We start from the raw sequence: 18,962 nt of genomic DNA on the forward strand, positions 1-18,962 counted from the left end.
GACATGAACCGACAGATCGTGCGCAGCGCGCTGTTCGTCCCGGCGACCCGCCCGGAGCGGATCCCCAAGGCCCTTGCCAGCGGCGCCGACCGGGTCATCGTCGACCTCGAGGATGCGGTGGAGGAGGGGCTGAAGGTCGAGGCGCGGGCCAATCTCCGGCGTTTCCTCGTCGATACGCCGGAAGCCCGGGTGCTGGTGCGGATCAACGCGGCGGAGCATCCCGGGCATGCCGACGACCTGGCGCTGTGCCGCGACCACGCCGGAGTGATCGGCCTGCTCCTGCCGAAAGTGGAGAGCGCCGCCCAGGTGCGCCACGCCGCCGTGGCCAGCGGCAAGCCGGTCTGGCCCATCGTCGAGAGTGCCCGCGGCCTTGCCGCGCTAGGCGAGATCGCCGCCGCCGCGGGGGTCGAGCGGCTGTCCTTCGGCAGCCTCGACCTGGCCCTGGACCTCGATCTCAACAGCGGCAGCAACGCAGCCGAACAGATTCTCGGTCACGCCCGTTACGCACTGCTCCTGCAATCGCGCCTGGCAGGCCTGGCGCCGCCGCTGGACGGCGTCTATCCGGCGATCCAGAACCGTGCCGGACTGGTCGAGGCAGTGCGCTTCGCTCGCGACATGGGCTTCGGCGGGTTGCTGTGCATCCATCCGAGCCAGGTCGAGCCGATCCACCAGACATTGATGCCGAGTCCCGCGGAACTGGAGTGGGCGCGTCGGGTGGCAGAGGCCGGCGCCTCCGGTGCCGGCGTCTTCGTGGTCGACGGCGAGATGGTCGACGCGCCGGTGCTGGGGCGCGCGCGACGCCTGCTGGAGCGGGCCGGGGAGGGTGGCTGAACGCGTTCGACAGACGCGAACGCGGGCTTGAGCAATGGCGAATTCTCCGAACGCGCCGGCTGCGTCAGGCTCGTCGATACCTCGAAAGCACAACAACAATCTGAGGTCACGAAATGTTCAAGACGATGGTGCGGGCGCTGTTGTGCGCCCTGGCGATCGGTGGCTCCTGCCTGGCGAATGCCGCGCAGCCGATCGTCATCAAGTTCTCCCACGTGGTCGCGGAAAACACGCCCAAAGGCCAGGGCGCGCTGCTGTTCAAGAAACTCGTCGAACAGCGCCTGGGCGGCCGGGTCGAGGTAGACGTCTATCCCAACTCGTCGCTGTTCGGCGACGGCAAGGAAATGGAGGCGCTGCTGCTGGGCGACGTGCAGATGCTGGCGCCGTCCCTGGCCAAGTTCGAGCAGTACACGCGCAAGGTGCAGATCTTCGACCTGCCGTTCCTCTTCGACGACATCCAGGCGGTCGACCGCTTCCAGCGCAGCCCGCAGGGGCGCGCCTTGCTGACCAGCATGCAGGGCAAGGGCATCCTCGGCCTGGCCTACTGGCACAACGGGATGAAGCAGCTCTCCGCCAATCGCCCGTTGCTGGAGCCGGAAGACGCGCGCGGGCTGAAATTCCGCGTGCAGGCGTCCGACGTGCTCAACGAGCAGTTCCGCCAGCTCCGCGCGATCTCCCGGAAGATGTCCTTCGCCGAGGTCTACCAGGGCTTGCAGACCGGCGTGGTGAATGGCACCGAGAACACCTGGTCGAACTACGAGAGCCAGAAGGTCAACGAGGTACAGAAGTATTTCACCGAGTCCAACCACGGCTTGGTGGACTACATGGTGATCACCAACGCGAAGTTCTGGAATGGCCTTCCGGCGGACATCCGCGAAGAACTGCAGCGGATCATGGACGAGGTCACCGTGCAGGTGAACCTCGAGGCCGAGCGCCTCAACCGCGACGCCCGCCAGCGCATCCTCGCCAGTGGCGCCAGCGAGATCCATACCCTGAGCCCGCGGCAGCGCGCCGACTGGCGCCAGGCGATGCAGCCGGTATGGCAGAAATTCCGCGGCAATGTCGGTGCCGATCTGCTCCAGGCCGCCGAAGCTTCCAACCGTCCCGATTGACCCGTCCGGCCCCGCCCGGCCGGGCGGGGCATTGTGGAGAACGCTGCGATGAATCGACTCGTGCGCGTCTGGAACCGCTTCGAGGAGGGCGCTATCGCCTTCCTGCTGGCGGCGATGACGCTGGTGACCTTCCTCTATGTGGTGATGACCAACGTCTTCACCCTGTTCTACGACCTCGGCGACCGCCTGCCGACACTGCGGGCTCCGCTGTACTCGATGGGCGACGCGATCCTCGGGGTAGCCCAGGATATGTCCTGGAGCAACGCGCTGACCAAGGCGCTGTTCGGCTGGCTGATCTTCCTCGGCATCGCCTACGGCGTACGCACCGCCGGCCACCTCGGGGTGGATGCCCTGGTGCGCCTGGCGCCGCGTCCCTTGCAGCGCCTGATCGGGATACTCGCCTGCCTCTGCTGCCTGGGCTACGCCGGGCTGTTCATGGTCGCCAGCTACGACTGGGTGAAGACCCTGTTCGTCGCCGGCATCGGCGCCGAGGACCTCGACCACTTCGGCATCCTCCAGGCCTACATCGCGGTGGTGGTGCCGGTCGGCTTCGGCCTGGTGCTGCTGCGCTACCTGGAAATCCTCGTCAACCTGTTGCGCGGTCGCCAGCTCGGGCTGGGCCTCGCCGACGAGGCCGCCGAGGCCTCCAAACTGGCCGGCGAAGAGGCCGGGGAGAACCGTCCATGACCGTGCTGATCCTGTTCCTGCTGCTGTTCCTGTTCATGTTCATCGGCGTGCCCATCGCCATCTCCCTGGGGCTGTCCGGCGCCCTGACGATCCTGCTGTTCAGCCCGGATTCGGTGCGCTCGCTGGCGATCAAGCTGTTCGAGACCTCCGAGGCCTACACCCTGCTGGCGATCCCGTTCTTCCTGCTCTCCGGCGCGTTCATGACCACCGGTGGCGTGGCGCGGCGCCTGATCGACTTCGCCAATGCCTGCGTCGGGCATATCCGCGGCGGCCTGGCGATCGCTGCGGTGCTTGCCTGCATGCTGTTCGCCGCGCTGTCCGGTTCGTCGCCGGCGACAGTGGCGGCGGTCGGCTCGATCGCCGTGGCCGGCATGGTCCGCTCCGGCTATCCGCGCGCCTTCGGCGCGGGGATCATCTGCAATGCCGGGACCCTGGGCATCCTCATCCCGCCATCGATCGTAATGGTGGTCTACGCCGCCGCCACCGAGACCTCGGTGGGCAAGCTGTTCGTCGCCGGGGTGGTTCCGGGGCTGCTGCTCGGGGTGATCCTGATGGTGGTGATCTACATCGTCGCGCGGGTCAAGAAGCTGCCGGCGCAGCCGCGCGCCAGCTTCCGCGAGTGGCTGGCCGCCGCACGCCGTGCAGGCTGGGGCCTGTTGCTGCTGGTGATCATCCTCGGCGGCATCTATTCCGGGCTGTTCACCCCCACCGAGGCGGCGGCGGTGGCGGCGGTGTATTCGGCCTTCGTCGCGCTGTTCGTGTACAAGGACATGCGCCTGCGCGACTGTCCCAAGGTGCTGCTGGAGTCGGGGCGGCTGAGCATCATGCTGATGTTCATCATCGCCAATGCCATGCTCTTCGCCCACGTGTTGACCACCGAGCAGATCCCCCAGCAGATCACCGAATGGGTGGTGCAGGAAGGCCTGACCCCGATCGGCTTCCTGCTGATGGTCAACGTGGTGCTGCTGGTCGCCGGCAGCTTCATGGAGCCCTCGGCGATCGTGCTGATCCTGGCGCCGATCTTCTTCCCCATAGCCATGAAGCTGGGCATCGACCCGATCCACCTGGGTATCGTCATGGTGGTGAACATGGAGATCGGCCTGGTACACCCGCCGGTCGGCCTCAACCTGTTCGTCACCTCGGCGGTCACTGGCATGCCGCTGGGGGAGACCATCCGCGCGGCGCTGCCGTGGCTGATGATCCTGCTGCTGTTCCTGATCCTGGTGACCTACGTGCCGTTGATCTCGCTGTGGCTGCCGGGCCTGCTGGGCATGAGCTGAGGTCGCGGCGGCGGGGCGCGGGACGCGCTCCGCCGCCCGGCGCAAGGCTACGATCGGCGCGGCTTATAGCTACCATCGGCGCTGTCGCGCAGTGGTAAGACCATGGTCGTATGGTTCGTGGGGTGTGCGCTCGCTACAACTGGGCACAACAAAAACAACACTCACGTACCGAGGTTAAAGCCATGTCTGCGGCATCCCTGTACCCCGTGCACCCGGAAGCGGTGGCACGGACCTTCACCGACGAAGCCACCTACAAGACGATGTACCAGCAGTCCGTCGTCAACCCCGACGGCTTCTGGCGCGAGCAGGCCCAGCGGATCGACTGGATCAAGCCGTTCGAGAAGGTCAAGCAGACCTCCTTCGACGACCATCACGTGGACATCAAGTGGTTCGCCGACGGCACCCTCAACGTGTCGCACAACTGCCTCGACCGTCACCTCGCCGAACGCGGCGACCAGGTGGCGATCATCTGGGAAGGCGACGATCCCGCCGACCACCAGGAAATCACCTACCGCCAGCTCCACGAGCAGGTCTGCAAGTTCGCCAACGCCCTGCGCGGGCAGGACGTGCACCGCGGCGACGTAGTGACCATCTACATGCCGATGATCCCCGAGGCCGTGGTCGCCATGCTCGCCTGCACCCGCATCGGCGCGATCCACTCGGTGGTCTTCGGCGGCTTCTCCCCCGAGGCCCTGGCCGGACGCATCATCGATTGCAAGTCGAAGGTGGTGATCACCGCCGACGAAGGCGTGCGCGGCGGCAAGCGCACTCCGCTGAAGGCCAATGTCGACGACGCCCTGACCAACCCGGAAACCTCCAGCGTGCAGAAGATCATCGTCTGCAAGCGTACCGGTGCGGAGATCAAGTGGAACCAGCACCGCGACGTCTGGTACGACGACCTGATGAAGGTTGCCGGCAGCACTTGCGCACCCAAGGAAATGGGCGCCGAGGACCCGCTGTTCATCCTCTACACCTCCGGCTCCACCGGCAAGCCGAAGGGCGTGCTGCATACCACCGGCGGCTACCTGGTGTACGCCTCGCTGACCCACGAGCGGGTCTTCGACTACCGTCCGGGCGAAGTCTACTGGTGCACCGCCGACATCGGCTGGGTCACCGGCCACACCTACATCGTCTATGGCCCGCTGGCCAACGGCGCCACCACCATTCTGTTCGAGGGCGTGCCGAACTACCCCGACGTGACCCGCGTGGCGAAAATCATCGACAAGCACAAGGTCAACATCCTCTACACCGCGCCGACCGCGATCCGCGCGATGATGGCCGAAGGCAAGGCGGCGGTGGCCGGTGCCGACGGTTCCAGCCTGCGTCTGCTCGGTTCGGTGGGCGAGCCGATCAACCCGGAAGCCTGGCAGTGGTACTACGAGACCGTCGGCCAGTCGCGCTGCCCGATCGTCGACACCTGGTGGCAGACCGAGACCGGCGCCTGCCTGATGACCCCGCTGCCGGGCGCCCACGCGATGAAGCCGGGCTCTGCAGCCAAGCCGTTCTTCGGCGTGGTACCGGCGCTGGTGGACAACCTCGGCAACCTGATCGAGGGCGCCGCCGAGGGCAACCTGGTGATCCTCGACTCCTGGCCGGGCCAGGCGCGGACCCTGTTCGGCGACCATGACCGCTTCGTCGACACCTACTTCAAGACCTTCAAGGGCATGTACTTCACCGGCGACGGCGCGCGCCGCGACGAGGACGGCTACTACTGGATCACCGGGCGGGTCGACGACGTGCTCAACGTCTCCGGCCACCGCATGGGCACCGCCGAGGTGGAAAGCGCGATGGTCGCCCACCCGAAGGTCGCCGAGGCGGCGGTGGTCGGCATGCAGCACGACATCAAGGGGCAGGGCATCTATGTCTACGTCACCCTCAACTCCGGGGTCGAGCCGAGCGAGGCGCTGCGCCAGGAGCTGAAGCAATGGGTTCGCCGCGAGATCGGTCCGATCGCCACGCCGGATGTGATCCAGTGGGCGCCGGGACTGCCGAAGACCCGTTCGGGCAAGATCATGCGGCGCATCCTGCGCAAGATCGCCGCGGCCGAGTACGACACCCTCGGCGACATCTCCACCCTTGCCGACCCGGGCGTGGTCCAGCACCTGATCGAGACCCATCGCTCGATGCAGGCCGCCTGACTTCCGCCTGATCCGAAACGACCCCGCGCGGTGCGAGCCGCGCGGGGTCTTTCATTTGGCGCGGGCCGAGGAGGAGGGCGTTTCGAATGGGCTCGCGCCGGGAATGGGGCGGCGGTAACACTTCGGTGATGCGCGCCTGCGCATAATTGGGGCGAGAGGAAACGCCACGCACAGCCAAGGTGCGACACGGGGTAGCAGTCGAGGCGAGTCGTAGCGGCCAAGCCATTGAAGGAGAAGGAATTGGCAATTTATGGCTTGAGATTTGCTTTACTCATTGATTACACTTCGCGCTTTCCGGGCACAAATGTCGCTGCCTGTCAATATCGCCGAATGCCCTCTTCGGTGCTTTTATAATTAGTTGTCGCATTGAAGAAATAACCACTTTCGGCCTGTCGCTAGAATGCCGCTCACCCCAGCTGGCGCCCTGTCCACGAGAAGGCGCCATGCGCAAGAGCCGGTGATCACGCATATCCGTCGGCAGCCTGGGCAAGGTTCTATTTCTCCTGCCAATCGATGCCATCCCCTTCGAAGGAGTTCCAGATGAAGAAGCTCGCACTTCTCGGCGCCCTGGCGCTGTCCGTGCTCTCCCTGCCCACTTTCGCCGCCGACAAGCCGGTGCGCATCGGCATCGAGGCGGCCTACCCGCCGTTCTCGCTGAAGACCCCGGACGGCCAGTTGGCAGGCTTCGACGTGGATATCGGCAATGCCCTCTGCGAAGAGATGAAGGTGCAGTGCAAGTGGGTCGAGCAGGAGTTCGACGGCCTGATCCCGGCACTCAAGGTGCGCAAGATCGATGCGATCCTCTCGTCGATGACCATCACCGACGAGCGCAAGCGTTCGGTCGACTTCACCAACAAGTACTACAACACTCCGGCGCGCTTCGTGATGAAGGAAGGCGCCAGCCTCAACGATCCCAAGGCCGACCTGAAGGGCAAGAAGGCCGGCGTGCTGCGTGGCAGTACCGCCGACCGCTACGCCTCCGCCGAACTGACCCCGGCCGGCGTCGAAGTGGTGCGCTACAACTCCCAGCAGGAAGCCAACATGGACCTGGTGGCCGGTCGCCTCGACGCGGTGGTCGCCGATTCGGTGAACCTCGAGGACGGCTTCCTCAAGACCGATGCCGGCAAGGGCTACGCCTTCGTCGGTCCGCAACTGACCGATGCCAAGTACTTCGGCGAAGGCGTCGGCATCGCCGTGCGCAAGGGCGATAGCGAGCTGGCCGGCAAGTTCAACGCGGCCATCGACGCGCTGCGCGCCAACGGCAAGTACAAGCAGATCCAGGACAAGTACTTCAGCTTCGACGTCTACGGTTCGAACTGACGCTATCCGTCAGAGGTGGCACAAACGTCCGCGACGCCTCGCGCTGTTTGTGCCACTTTTTTATTGACTGGACGCCACTGCTTTAGCGCTGCATTAGCTGCATAGAGGTACCGTTTTGATGATCACTGGCTACGGTGCGACCATCGTCGATGGCGCCTGGCTGACTCTCCAGCTGGCCCTGCTTTCCATGCTCCTGGCCATCGTCCTCGGCCTGCTGGGCGCGGCCTTCCGCCTGTCGCCGGTGCGCTGGCTGGCCTGGTGCGGCGACCTGTACGCCACGGTAGTGCGCGGCATCCCCGACCTGGTGCTGATCCTGCTGATCTTCTACGGCGGCCAGGGCCTGCTGAACTGGGTCGCCCCGCAACTCGGCTACGACGACTACATCGACCTGAATCCCTTCGTGTCCGGCGTCGGCACCCTCGGCTTCATCTTCGGCGCCTATCTCTCGGAGACCTTCCGCGGCGCCTTCATGGCGATTCCCAAGGGGCAGGGCGAGGCCGGCTACGCCTACGGCATGAGCCACCGCCAGGTGTTCTTCCGCATCCAGGTGCCGCAGATGATCCGCCTGGCGATCCCCGGCTTCACCAACAACTGGCTGGTGCTGGTCAAGGCCACCGCGCTGATTTCCGTGGTCGGCCTGCAGGACATGATGTTCAAGGCCAAGCAGGCCTCCGATGCGACCCGCGAGCCGTTCACCTACTACCTCGCCGTGGCCGGCCTGTACCTGCTGGTGACCAGCGTGTCGCTGCTATTGCTGCGCCTGCTCGAACGCCGCTATTCGGTCGGCGTGAAAACCGCGGAACTGTGAGTCAAGGGGCCCTATCGTGATCTTCGATTTCTCCGTCATCTGGGACAGCCTTCCGCTCTATTTCGACGGCCTGCTGGTCACCCTCAAGCTGCTCTCGATCTCCCTGCTGATCGGCCTGCTGCTGGCGGTGCCGCTAGCGCTGATGCGGGTCTCCAAGCAGCCGCTGGTGAACTTCCCGGCCTGGCTCTATACCTACGTGATCCGCGGCACGCCGATGCTGGTCCAGCTGTTCCTGATCTACTACGGCCTGGCGCAGTTCGACGCGGTGCGCGAGAGCGCGCTGTGGCCCTGGTTGTCGAACGCCTCCTTCTGCGCCTGCCTGGCGTTCGCCATCAACACCAGCGCCTATACCGCCGAGATCCTCGCCGGCAGCCTGAAGGCCACGCCCCATGGCGAGATCGAGGCGGCCAAGGCGATGGGCATGTCGCGCCTGAAGATGTACCGCCGCATCCTCCTGCCGTCGGCACTGCGGCGCGCCCTGCCGCAGTACAGCAACGAAGTGATCATGATGCTGCAGACCACCAGCCTGGCGTCCATCGTCACCCTGGTGGACATCACCGGCGCCGCGCGGACCGTCTACTCGCAGTACTACCTGCCGTTCGAGGCGTTCATCACCGCTGGCCTGTTCTACCTGTGCCTGACCTTCATCCTGGTGCGCCTGTTCAAGCTTGCCGAGCGCCGCTGGCTGGCCTACCTGGCGCCGCGCAAATCCTGATCCGGAGGACCGCATGGAGCGTATCGACCACCTGCTGCCGTGGAGCACCCTGGGAAGCGAGAAGCGCCTGAGCGTGTTCCGCTTCGGCTGCGGCGCGCGCAAGGTCTACATCCAGTCCAGCCTGCACGCCGACGAGTTGCCGGGCATGCGCACCGCCTGGGAGCTGAAGCAGCGGTTGCGCCTGCTGGAGGCGGAAGGCCGCCTGCGCGGCACCGTCGAGCTGGTGCCGGTGGCCAATCCGGTCGGTCTCGGGCAGATGATCCAGGCGCTGCACCAGGGGCGCTTCGAAATGAGCAGCGGGCGCAACTTCAATCGCGATTTCCCCGACCTGCTGGACGCGGTGATCGACAGCGTCGGCGAGCGTCTCGGCAGCGATCCGGCGGCCAATGTCGCGCTGGTCCGCCAGGCCCTGCGCGCGGCGCTGGACGCCCTGCCGCCGGCGACCTCGGAACTGGAGGGCATGCAGCGCCTGCTGTATCGCCACGCCTGCGACGCCGACCTGGTGCTCGACCTGCATTGCGACTTCGAGGCCGCCATCCATCTCTATACCCTGCCGCAGCAATGGCCCGCCTTCGCCTCCCTGGCCGCACGCCTGGGCGCCGCCGTCGGGCTGCTCGCCGAGGAGTCCGGCGGCGGTTCCTTCGACGAGGCCTGCTCGGTGCCGTGGCTGCGCCTGTCGCGCCTGTATCCGCGCGCCGAGCTGCCGCTGGCCTGCCTGGCGACCACCGTCGAACTCGGCGGCCAGGCCGACACCACCGTGCAGCAGGCCGAGGCCAACGCCGCGGCGATCCTGGCCTTCCTCGCCGAGCAGGGCTTCGTCGAGGGCGAATGGCCGGCGGCGCCCGAAGCCTGCTGCGAAGGCTTGCCCTTCGAGGGCACCGAATACGTCCACGCCCCGCATACCGGCGTGGTGAGTTTCCTGCGCCGGCCGGGCGAATGGGTGGAGGCGGGCGAACCGCTGTTCCAGGTCATCGATCCCCTGGCCGACCGTGCCAGCACCGTGTGCGCCGGGGTTTCCGGCGTGCTTTTCGCCATCGAACGGATGCGCTACGCGCAGCCGGGACTCTGGCTGGCCAAGGTGGCCGGTCGTCAACCGATCCGTCAGGGACGCTTGCTCAGCGACTGATTAGCCGAGAACACACACATGTACAAACTGGAAGTCCAAGACCTGCACAAGCGCTACGGTAGCCACGAGGTGCTCAAGGGCGTCTCGCTGGCGGCGAAAGCGGGCGACGTGATCAGCATCATCGGCTCGAGCGGTTCCGGCAAGAGCACCTTTCTGCGCTGCATAAACCTGCTGGAACAGCCGCACGCCGGCAAGATCCTGCTCAACGGCGAGGAGCTGAAGCTGGTGCCTGGCCGCGACGGCGCGCTGAAGGCCGCCGACTCCCGCCAGTTGCAGCGCATGCGCTCGCGCCTGTCGATGGTGTTCCAGCATTTCAACCTGTGGTCGCACATGAGCGCCCTGGAGAACGTCATCGAGGCGCCCGTGCATGTGCTCGGCGTGTCGAAGAAGGAAGCCATCGAGAAGGCCGAGCACTACCTGGCCAAGGTCGGCGTGGCGCACCGCAAGGACGCCTACCCGGCGCACATGAGCGGCGGCGAGCAGCAGCGCGTGGCGATCGCCCGGGCGCTGGCGGTGGAGCCGGAAGTGATGCTGTTCGACGAGCCGACCTCGGCGCTCGACCCCGAACTGGTGGGCGAAGTGCTGAAGGTCATGCAGGACCTGGCGCAGGAAGGCCGCACCATGGTGGTGGTGACCCACGAGATGGGTTTCGCCCGCGAGGTGTCGAACCAGTTGGTGTTCCTGCACAAGGGCCTGGTCGAGGAACACGGCTGCCCGAAGGAAGTCCTCGCCAACCCGCAGTCGGACCGCCTCAAGCAGTTCCTCTCCGGCAGCCTCAAGTAACATTCATCGCAGAGGCCGGCTAAGCTGCTCCCATGACTGCCCAACCCCAACGCATCGGTTTCCTCCTCTGGCCCGCCACCCGCGCGCTGACGCTATCGCTTGCCGAGGAAGCCCTGCGGGCGGCCCGGCGGTTGCACCCCGAGGCGCTCTACGAGCCGCTGTTCCTGCTCGCCGAAGCGCCGGCCGAAGAGGAGGGCTGGCGCCTGCCGGGAACGGCCTGGAACGGCAGGCTGGAGCAATGCTCGCGGCTGTTCCTGGTCGCCGACGAGGCGCCGGCGGCGGTGTCGCCAGCGCTGGGCCTGGCGCTCAAGCAACTGGCGCGTTCGGGAGCGGCGATCGGCGCACTGTCCGCCGGCATCTACCCGCTGGCCCAGCTCGGCCTGCTCGACGGTTATCGCGCCGCGGTGCACTGGCGTTGGCACGATGACTTCACCGAGCGCTTCCCCAAGGTCATCGCCACCAATCACCTGTTCGAGTGGGATCGCGACCGCATGACCGCCTGCGGCGGCATGGCGGTACTCGACCTGCTGCTGGCGCTGCTGTCCCGCGACCATGGCGCTGAACTGGCCGGCGCGGTCTCGGAAGAGCTGGTGGTGGAGCGCATTCGCGAAGGCAACGAGCGCCAGCGCATCCCGCTGAAGAATCGCCTCGGCTCCAGCCATCCGAAGCTGACCCAGGCGGTACTGCTGATGGAAGCCAATATCGAGGAGCCACTGACCACCGACGAAATCGCCCAGCATGTGTGTGTTTCGCGGCGCCAGTTGGAACGGATCTTCAAGCAATACCTGAACCGCGTACCCAGCCAGTACTACCTGGAGCTGCGCCTGAACCGCGCGCGTCAGATGCTGATGCAGACCAGCAAGTCGATCATCCAGATCGGCCTGTCCTGCGGTTTCTCTTCCGGGCCGCATTTCTCCAGCGCCTACCGCAACTTCTTCGGCGTCACTCCGCGCGAGGACCGCAACCAGCGGCGCGGCGGCAGCGCCTTCGAGACGACCTTCACTCCCGTCGAACGCGGCTGATCGCCAACGGCGCGGCGGTTTCAGCCGGGCTTTGCGACGCCCCGGGAGGCGGATCGCCTCGGGAAGTCGCCGAGTTCGCGACGGGCCGTCGGAATGATCGCCTCCAGCAGTTCCAGCGGAACGTCGCTGGCGAACAGGTTGACCACGAAACGCCGGCCGGCGTCGTCGCGAAATACCTCGAACAGCGGCTGTTCGCCGCGCCAGCACTCCAGGCCGAGGCCGTCGCGCGGATTGACGTCGGAGGCGAAGACGAGACGGTAGTCGATTCCCTCGATGGGCATGGCTTGTTTCCCTGCTGTTCCCGCCCGCGGGGCGGCGTAGAAGAAGTATGCACCCGAGTGCATCGCGCGTTTACACTGCGCCTTCCCGATGCTTTCTGTCGCATTTCCGAAAGCCGCGGAAATTCCCGGGTTGGCGCTATAACAAGTTGTCGCATGGCGGCAATGCCGGCCCGGTCCCAATCCCTACAATCCTTTCATCGATAGCCGCCTTCAGGCAGGAGAAACACCGATGTCCGCTCCCCATGCGCAGGTAGAACGTGCCGATTTCGACCGGTATATGGTCCCCAACTACGCCCCCGCCGCCTTCATTCCGGTGCGAGGCGAGGGATCGCGCGTCTGGGACCAGAGCGGCCGCGAACTGATCGATTTCGCCGGCGGCATCGCCGTGACCTCCCTGGGCCACGCGCATCCGGCGCTGGTCAAGGCGCTCACCGAGCAGGCCCAGCGCATCTGGCACGTTTCCAACGTCTTCACCAACGAGCCGGCCCTGCGCCTGGCGCGCAAGCTGGTGGACGCCACCTTCGCCGAGCGGGTGTTCCTCGCCAATTCCGGCGCCGAAGCCAACGAGGCGGCCTTCAAGCTGGCTCGCCGCTACGCCAACGATGTCTACGGCCCGCAGAAGTACGAGATCATCGCCGCCAGCAACAGCTTCCACGGGCGCACCCTGTTCACCGTCAACGTCGGCGGCCAGCCGAAGTATTCCGATGGCTTCGGGCCCAAGTTCGAGGGTATCACCCACGTTCCCTACAACGACCTGGAAGCGCTGACGGCGGCGATCTCCGACAAGACCTGCGCCGTGGTGCTGGAACCGATCCAGGGCGAGGGCGGCGTGCTGCCGGCGCAGCAGGCCTACCTGGAAGGGGCGCGCAAGCTGTGCGACGAGCACAATGCGCTGCTGGTCTTCGACGAGGTCCAGAGCGGCATGGGCCGGGTCGGCGAGCTGTTCGCCTACATGCACTACGGCGTGGTCCCGGACATCCTCTCCAGTGCCAAGAGCCTGGGCGGCGGCTTCCCTATCGGTGCGATGCTGACCACCGGCGAGATCGCCAAGCACCTTTCGGTCGGCACCCACGGCACCACCTACGGCGGCAACCCGCTGGCCTCGGCGGTGGCCGAGGCGGCGCTGGACGTGATCAATACCCCGGAAGTGCTGGATGGCGTGAAGGCCAAGCATGAGCGCTTCAAGTCCCGCCTGCAGAAGATCGGCCAGGAGTACGGCATCTTCGACGAGATCCGCGGCATGGGCCTGCTGATCGGTGCGGCGCTGACCGACGAGTGGAAGGGCAAGGCCAGGGATGTGCTCAACGCCGCCGAGAAAGAGGCGGTCATGGTGCTCCAGGCCAGCCCGGACGTGGTGCGCTTCGCGCCGAGCCTGGTGATCGACGACGCCGAGATCGACGAAGGCCTGGAGCGCTTCGAGCGCGCCGTGGCCAAGCTGGTCCGCGGCTGAGCGAACCCACGGGGCCCCGGCGCAGGCCGGGGCACCCGATGCGACATCCCGGAGCGGCCCGCGCCGGAGCCGGGAACCGTGCCGCCGTGCGTGGCGCGGGATCTTCCCTGCTGGACGTTCGAAACCGTGGCACAGGAAGGTGCCGCGGTCCCGCGCATGGATGCGGCAATCATCGTTGTCTGAGAAAGGAGTGACGCCATGTTGGTGATGCGCCCCGCCCAAGCGGCCGACCTGCCACAGGTGCAGCGTCTGGCGGCGGACAGCCCGGTAGGCGTCACGTCCTTGCCGGATGACGCCGAACGCCTGCGCGACAAGATCCTCGCTTCCGAGGCCTCGTTCGCCGCGGAGGTGAGCTACAACGGCGAGGAAAGCTATTTCTTCGTCCTCGAGGACAGCGCCAGCGGCGAGCTGGTCGGCTGCTCGGCGATCGTCGCCTCGGCCGGGTTCTCGGAACCGTTCTACAGCTTCCGCAACGAAACCTTCGTGCACGCCTCGCGCTCGCTGTCGATCCACAACAAGATCCATGTCCTCTCGCTGTGCCACGACCTTACCGGCAACAGTCTGCTGACCAGTTTCTACGTACAGCGCGACCTGGTGCAGAGCGTCTACGCCGAACTCAACTCGCGCGGTCGCCTGCTGTTCATGGCCAGCCATCCGGAGCGCTTCGCCGACGCGGTGGTGGTGGAGATCGTCGGCTACAGCGACGAGCAGGGCGAATCGCCGTTCTGGAACGCGGTCGGGCGCAACTTCTTCGACCTGAACTACATCGAGGCGGAAAAGCTCTCCGGGCTGAAGAGCCGCACCTTCCTCGCCGAACTGATGCCGCACTATCCGATCTATGTGCCACTGTTGCCGGATGCCGCCCAGGAGTCCATGGGCCAGGTCCACCCGCGAGCGCAGATCACCTTCGATATCCTGATGCGCGAAGGCTTCGAGACCGACAACTACATCGACATCTTCGATGGCGGCCCGACCCTGCACGCGCGTACCTCGGGGATTCGCTCGATCGCCCAGAGCCGGGTGGTTCCGGTGAAGATCGGCGAGGCGCCGAAGAGCGGGCGTCCATACCTGGTCACCAACGGCCAGTTGCAGGACTTCCGCGCGGTCGTGCTGGACCTGGACTGGGCGCCCGGCAAGCCGGTGGCCCTGAGTGTTGAAGCCGCCGAGGCCCTGGGCGTCGGCGAAGGCGCCAGCGTGCGCCTGGTAGCGGTCTGAAGGAGCCAGTCATGATCGTACGTCCTGTTACCAGCGCCGACCTGCCGGCCCTGATCGAGCTGGCGCGCAGCACCGGCACCGGCCTGACCACCCTGCCGGCCAACGAGCAGCGCCTGCAGCATCGCGTCAGCTGGGCCGAGAAGGCCTTCCGCGGCGAGGCCGAACGCGGCGACGCCGACTACCTGTTCGTCCTCGAGGACGACGCCGGCAAGGTCGTCGGCATCTCCGCCATCGCCGGAGCGGTGGGGCTTCGCGAACCCTGGTACAACTACCGGGTCGGCCTCACCGTGAGCGCCTCGCAGGAACTCAACATCCATCGCGAGATCCCCACGCTGTTCCTGGCCAACGACCTGACCGGCAATTCCGAGCTGTGCTCGCTGTTCCTCCACGCCGACCACCGCAGCGGCCTCAACGGCAAGCTGCTGTCGCGCGCGCGCTTCCTGTTCATCGCCGAATTCCGCCACCTGTTCGGCGACAAGCTGATCGCCGAGATGCGCGGCATGTCCGACGAGGAGGGGCGTTCGCCATTCTGGGAAAGCCTCGGCCGGCACTTCTTCAAGATGGAATTCTCCCAGGCCGACTACCTCACCGGGGTCGGCAACAAGGCCTTCATCGCCGAGCTGATGCCGAAGTTCCCGCTCTATACCTGCTTCCTCTCCGAGGAGGCGCGCGGGGTGATCGGCCGCGTCCATCCGAACACCGAGCCGGCGCTGGCCATGCTCAAGGCCGAGGGCTTCAGCTACCAGGGCTACGTCGACATCTTCGACGCCGGCCCGGCGATCGAGGCCGAGACCGACAAGATCCGCGCCATCGCCGAGAGCCAGAGCCTGGTGCTGGCGGTGGGCACTCCCGGCGACGACGCCGAGCCCTACCTGATCCACAACCGCAAGCGCGAAGACTGTCGCATCACCGCCGCGCCGGCGCGGGCCGCCGCCGGCACCCTGGTGGTCGATCCGCTGACTGCCAAGCGCCTGCGCCTGTCGGCCGGCGCCTCGGTACGCGCGGTGCCGCTGTCGGCGCAGAAGCGCGGTTGAAAGCCTGATGGAGGCGTCCCGGCGAGGGCGCCCGAGGAGTCGATGATGAGTACCCATTACATTGCCGGCCAGTGGCTGGCGGGCCAGGGCGAGACCCTGGAGTCCCTCGACCCGGTTGGCCAGGGCGTGGTCTGGTCCGGGCGCGGCGCTGACGCCACCCAGGTCGACGCTGCCGTGCGCGCCGCCCGCGAGGCCTTCCCGGCCTGGGCGCGGCGCCCGCTGGAGCAGCGCATCGAGTTGCTCGAGCGCTTCGCTGCGACCCTCAAGTCCCGCGCCGACGAGCTGGCCCGAGTGATCGGCGAGGAAACCGGCAAGCCGCTGTGGGAGTCGGCCACCGAAGTGACCAGCATGGTCAACAAGGTGGCGATCTCGGTGCAGGCGTTCCGCGAGCGCACTGGCGAGAAATCCGGTCCGCTGGCCGACGCTACCGCCGTGCTACGGCACAAGCCGCATGGCGTGGTGGCGGTATTCGGTCCCTACAATTTCCCCGGCCACCTGCCCAACGGGCATATCGTCCCGGCGCTGCTGGCCGGTAACTGCGTGGTGTTCAAGCCCAGCGAGCTGACCCCGAAGGTCGCCGAGCTGACGCTCAAGGCCTGGATCCAGGCCGGCCTGCCGGCCGGCGTGCTCAACCTGGTCCAGGGCGGTCGCGAAACCGGCGTCGCGCTGGCCGCCCACCGTGGGCTCGACGGTCTGTTCTTCACCGGGTCCAGTCGCACCGGCAACCTGCTGCACAGCCAGTTTGGCGGCCAGCCGCAGAAAATCCTGGCGCTGGAGATGGGCGGCAACAACCCGCTGGTGGTGGAGGAGGTCGCCGACCTCGACGCCGCCGTCTACACCATCATCCAGTCCGCCTTCATCTCCGCAGGCCAGCGTTGCACCTGCGCCCGCCGCCTGCTGGTGCCGCAGGGCGCCTGGGGCGACGCACTGCTGGCGCGCCTGGTGGCGGTCAGCGCTACCCTGCGGGTCGGTCGCTTCGACGAACAGCCGGCGCCGTTCATGGGCGCGGTGATTTCGCTGAGCGCCGCCGAGCACCTGCTCAAGGCCCAGGAGCATTTGATCGGCAAGGGCGCACAGCCGCTGCTGGCGATGACCCAGCCGATCGACGGCGCCGCCCTGCTGACCCCGGGCATCCTCGACGTCAGCGCGGTGGCCGAGCGACCGGACGAAGAGTTCTTCGGGCCGCTGTTGCAAGTGATCCGCTACTCCGATTTCGCTGCGGCGATCCGTGAAGCCAACGCCACCCAGTACGGCCTGGCCGCCGGGTTGCTGTCGGATTCCCGCGAGCGTTTCGAGCAGTTCCTCGTGGAAAGCCGCGCCGGCATCGTCAACTGGAACAAGCAGCTCACCGGCGCCGCCAGCAGCGCGCCGTTCGGCGGTATCGGCGCGTCCGGCAACCACCGGCCGAGCGCCTACTACGCCGCCGATTACTGCGCCTATCCGGTCGCCTCGCTGGAAAGCCCCAGCGTGTCCCTTCCTGCCACCCTGACTCCCGGGATCAGCCTATGAATGCCCATGAAGTGAATTTCGACGGCCTGGTCGGCCCGACCCACAACTACGGCGGCCTGTCCTACGGCAATGTCGCTTCGCAAAGCAACAGCCAGGCGGTGTCCAACCCGAAGGAAGCGGCGAAGCAGGGCCTGGCGAAGATGAAGGCGCTGATGGAGATGGGTTTCAAGCAGGGGGTACTCGCTCCGCAAGCCCGCCCGGATACCGCTGCGCTGCGTAGCCTGGGCTTCTCCGGCAGCGACGAGGAGGTGATCCGCCGCGCGGCGAAGGAAGCGATGCCTCTCCTCGCCGCCTGCAGCTCGGCTTCGAGCATGTGGACCGCCAATGCCGCCACGGTCAGCCCGAGTGCCGACACCGCCGATGGCCGCGTGCATTTCACCGCGGCCAACCTGAACTGCAAGTTCCACCGATCCATCGAGCATCCCACCACCAGCCGCGTGCTGGCGGCGATGTTCAACGACGAGCGGCATTTCGCCCATCACGCGGCGTTGCCGGCAGTGAGCCAGTTCGGCGACGAAGGCGCGGCCAACCACACGCGCTTCTGCAAGGACTATGGCGATGCCGGCGTGGAGTTCTTCGTCTTCGGTCGCAGCGCCTTCGACAGTCGCTTCCCGGCGCCGCAACGCTATCCGGCGCGCCAGACCCTGGAAGCCTGCCAGGCCGTCGCGCGTCTGCACGGGCTGAGCGAGGCCGGAGTGGTCTACGCTCAACAGAACCCGGCGGTGATCGACCAGGGCGTGTTCCACAACGATGTGATCTCGGTGGGCAATGGCGAGGTGCTGTTCCATCACGAGGACGCCTTCCTCGATACCGAGAAGGTCCTTGCCGAACTGCACGACAAGCTGGGCCGCCGCGGCGGCCGCTTCCGCGCCATCTGCGTGCCGCGCGACCAGGTCGCGGTGGAGGACGCGGTGAAGTCCTACCTGTTCAACAGCCAACTGCTGTCGAAGGCCGACGGTTCGATGCTGCTGGTGGTACCGGAGGAGTGTCGGAACAACCCGCGGGTCTGGAACTACCTGGACCAGCTCACCGGCGACGACGGTCCGATCCGCGAAGTGAAGGTCTTCGACCTCAAGCAGAGCATGCAGAACGGCGGCGGTCCGGCTTGCCTGCGCTTGCGCGTGGCGCTGCAGGAACGGGAGCTGGCGGCGGTGAATCCGGGGGTGATCATGAGCGCCGGCCTGTACGACACGCTGGTAGCCTGGGTCGACCGGCACTACCGCGACCGCCTGAGCGAGACCGACCTGGCCGACCCCCAACTGCTGCTGGAGTGCCGGACGGCATTGGATGAACTGACGCAGATCCTTAAACTGGGCTCGGTTTATTCCTTCCAACTCGATTGAGAGCCTCGCCACCATGTCCGATAGCCTGCAACTGATCCTCGAAGATACCGACGGCACCCAGCTGGAAACTTCCTGCACCCGTTTCGCCGTGGTCTGGCAGGGCAAGGAAGTGTGGGTCCAGCAAGCCGGCAACGGCCAGTTGCTGATCGGCGTCGACGTCGAAGACGGCGATACCGAATACACCAACCTGCTGCTGCGGCCGATGGCGACCAACCTGGTCAGCCTGCAACTGGAGATGGAGCCGATCGAAGAGGGCGACGACCACGAGCACGGCCCCGACTGCGGCTGCGACCACACCCACTGACTGAGGA

General features: G+C 66.5%; 18 protein-coding genes. 17 read left to right on the forward strand and 1 reads right to left on the reverse strand.

All coding sequences use genetic code 11. The features are described from left to right. Positions 1-3 precede the first annotated feature (3 nt). From LJF27_RS27835 to argR, 11 genes are all read left to right on the forward strand, one after another. Positions 4-831: an HpcH/HpaI aldolase/citrate lyase family protein gene (locus LJF27_RS27835; protein ID WP_003123245.1), complete on the forward strand. Its 828-nt coding sequence runs from the start codon at positions 4-6 to the stop codon at positions 829-831. 113 nt (positions 832-944) lie between these two features. Next, entirely contained in the window at positions 945-1,940 is a 996-nt protein-coding gene (locus LJF27_RS27840; RefSeq protein WP_003117123.1) for a TRAP transporter substrate-binding protein, read from the forward strand. A 48-nt stretch (positions 1,941-1,988) separates the two neighbouring features. After that, positions 1,989-2,627 (forward strand): TRAP transporter small permease, encoded by a 639-nt coding sequence (locus tag LJF27_RS27845; protein ID WP_003114245.1) that lies wholly within the window; start codon positions 1,989-1,991, stop codon positions 2,625-2,627. Then, entirely contained in the window at positions 2,624-3,907 is a 1,284-nt protein-coding gene (gene dctM / locus LJF27_RS27850) for a C4-dicarboxylate TRAP transporter large permease protein DctM (protein WP_003117122.1), read from the forward strand. The genes LJF27_RS27845 and dctM overlap by 4 nt, the downstream gene beginning before the upstream one ends. A 182-nt stretch (positions 3,908-4,089) precedes the next feature. After that, on the forward strand, positions 4,090-6,045 hold the full coding sequence (gene acs, locus LJF27_RS27855) for an acetate--CoA ligase (protein ID WP_003110260.1): 1,956 nt from the start codon (positions 4,090-4,092) through the stop codon (positions 6,043-6,045). A gap of 540 nt (positions 6,046-6,585) precedes the next feature. Continuing rightward, complete coding sequence (locus LJF27_RS27860; RefSeq protein ID WP_003085932.1) at positions 6,586-7,365, forward strand: ABC transporter substrate-binding protein; 780 nt, start codon at positions 6,586-6,588, stop codon at positions 7,363-7,365. A 118-nt stretch (positions 7,366-7,483) separates the two neighbouring features. Next, a complete protein-coding gene (locus LJF27_RS27865) occupies positions 7,484-8,173 on the forward strand; it encodes an ABC transporter permease (RefSeq protein ID WP_003085934.1) in 690 nt (229 codons plus the stop codon). 16 nt (positions 8,174-8,189) lie between these two features. Then, positions 8,190-8,888, forward strand: coding sequence for an ABC transporter permease (locus LJF27_RS27870; RefSeq protein WP_003085936.1), 699 nt, complete (start codon positions 8,190-8,192; stop codon positions 8,886-8,888). A 13-nt stretch (positions 8,889-8,901) separates the two neighbouring features. Further along, positions 8,902-10,014 (forward strand): M14 family metallopeptidase, encoded by a 1,113-nt coding sequence (locus LJF27_RS27875; protein WP_003112610.1) that lies wholly within the window; start codon positions 8,902-8,904, stop codon positions 10,012-10,014. An 18-nt stretch (positions 10,015-10,032) separates the two neighbouring features. Then, positions 10,033-10,797 (forward strand): arginine/ornithine transport ATP-binding protein AotP, encoded by a 765-nt coding sequence (gene aotP / locus LJF27_RS27880; protein ID WP_003085940.1) that lies wholly within the window; start codon positions 10,033-10,035, stop codon positions 10,795-10,797. Between the two features lie 32 nt (positions 10,798-10,829). After that, positions 10,830-11,819, forward strand: coding sequence for a transcriptional regulator ArgR (gene argR, locus LJF27_RS27885; RefSeq protein ID WP_003085944.1), 990 nt, complete (start codon positions 10,830-10,832; stop codon positions 11,817-11,819). 20 nt (positions 11,820-11,839) lie between these two features. Here the strand turns inward: argR and LJF27_RS27890 are convergent, their stop codons facing one another. Further along, positions 11,840-12,163 (reverse strand): hypothetical protein, encoded by a 324-nt coding sequence (locus LJF27_RS27890; RefSeq protein WP_003134266.1) that lies wholly within the window; start codon positions 12,161-12,163, stop codon positions 11,840-11,842. Between the two features lie 166 nt (positions 12,164-12,329). Between LJF27_RS27890 and aruC the strand changes: the two genes are divergently transcribed. The 6 genes from aruC (at position 12,330) to LJF27_RS27920 (ending at position 18,955) form a co-directional block, all read left to right on the forward strand. Next, positions 12,330-13,550: a bifunctional succinylornithine transaminase/acetylornithine aminotransferase gene (gene aruC / locus LJF27_RS27895; protein WP_004348304.1), complete on the forward strand. Its 1,221-nt coding sequence runs from the start codon at positions 12,330-12,332 to the stop codon at positions 13,548-13,550. 198 nt (positions 13,551-13,748) lie between these two features. Further along, positions 13,749-14,765: an arginine/ornithine succinyltransferase subunit alpha gene (gene aruF / locus LJF27_RS27900; RefSeq protein WP_003085950.1), complete on the forward strand. Its 1,017-nt coding sequence runs from the start codon at positions 13,749-13,751 to the stop codon at positions 14,763-14,765. Positions 14,766-14,776: 11 nt separating this feature from the next. Continuing rightward, the gene (gene astA / locus LJF27_RS27905) at positions 14,777-15,799 is read left to right on the forward strand and encodes an arginine N-succinyltransferase (protein WP_003117118.1); all 1,023 of its coding nucleotides are present in this window, start codon (positions 14,777-14,779) and stop codon (positions 15,797-15,799) included. 42 nt (positions 15,800-15,841) lie between these two features. Continuing rightward, the gene (astD, locus tag LJF27_RS27910) at positions 15,842-17,308 is read left to right on the forward strand and encodes a succinylglutamate-semialdehyde dehydrogenase (protein WP_003123236.1); all 1,467 of its coding nucleotides are present in this window, start codon (positions 15,842-15,844) and stop codon (positions 17,306-17,308) included. After that, positions 17,305-18,651 carry an N-succinylarginine dihydrolase gene (gene astB, locus LJF27_RS27915; RefSeq protein WP_003085956.1) on the forward strand — a complete coding sequence of 449 codons (1,347 nt, stop codon included), beginning with the start codon at positions 17,305-17,307 and terminating at the stop codon, positions 18,649-18,651. Before astD ends, astB begins: the two co-directional genes overlap by 4 nt. 13 nt (positions 18,652-18,664) lie before the next feature. Further along, entirely contained in the window at positions 18,665-18,955 is a 291-nt protein-coding gene (locus LJF27_RS27920; RefSeq protein ID WP_003085959.1) for a hypothetical protein, read from the forward strand. Positions 18,956-18,962 lie beyond the last annotated feature (7 nt).

It is taken from the genome of Pseudomonas sp. 203-8 (assembly GCF_020708595.1).
In the GTDB taxonomy this organism is placed as follows: Bacteria; Pseudomonadota; Gammaproteobacteria; order Pseudomonadales; family Pseudomonadaceae; genus Pseudomonas; species Pseudomonas aeruginosa.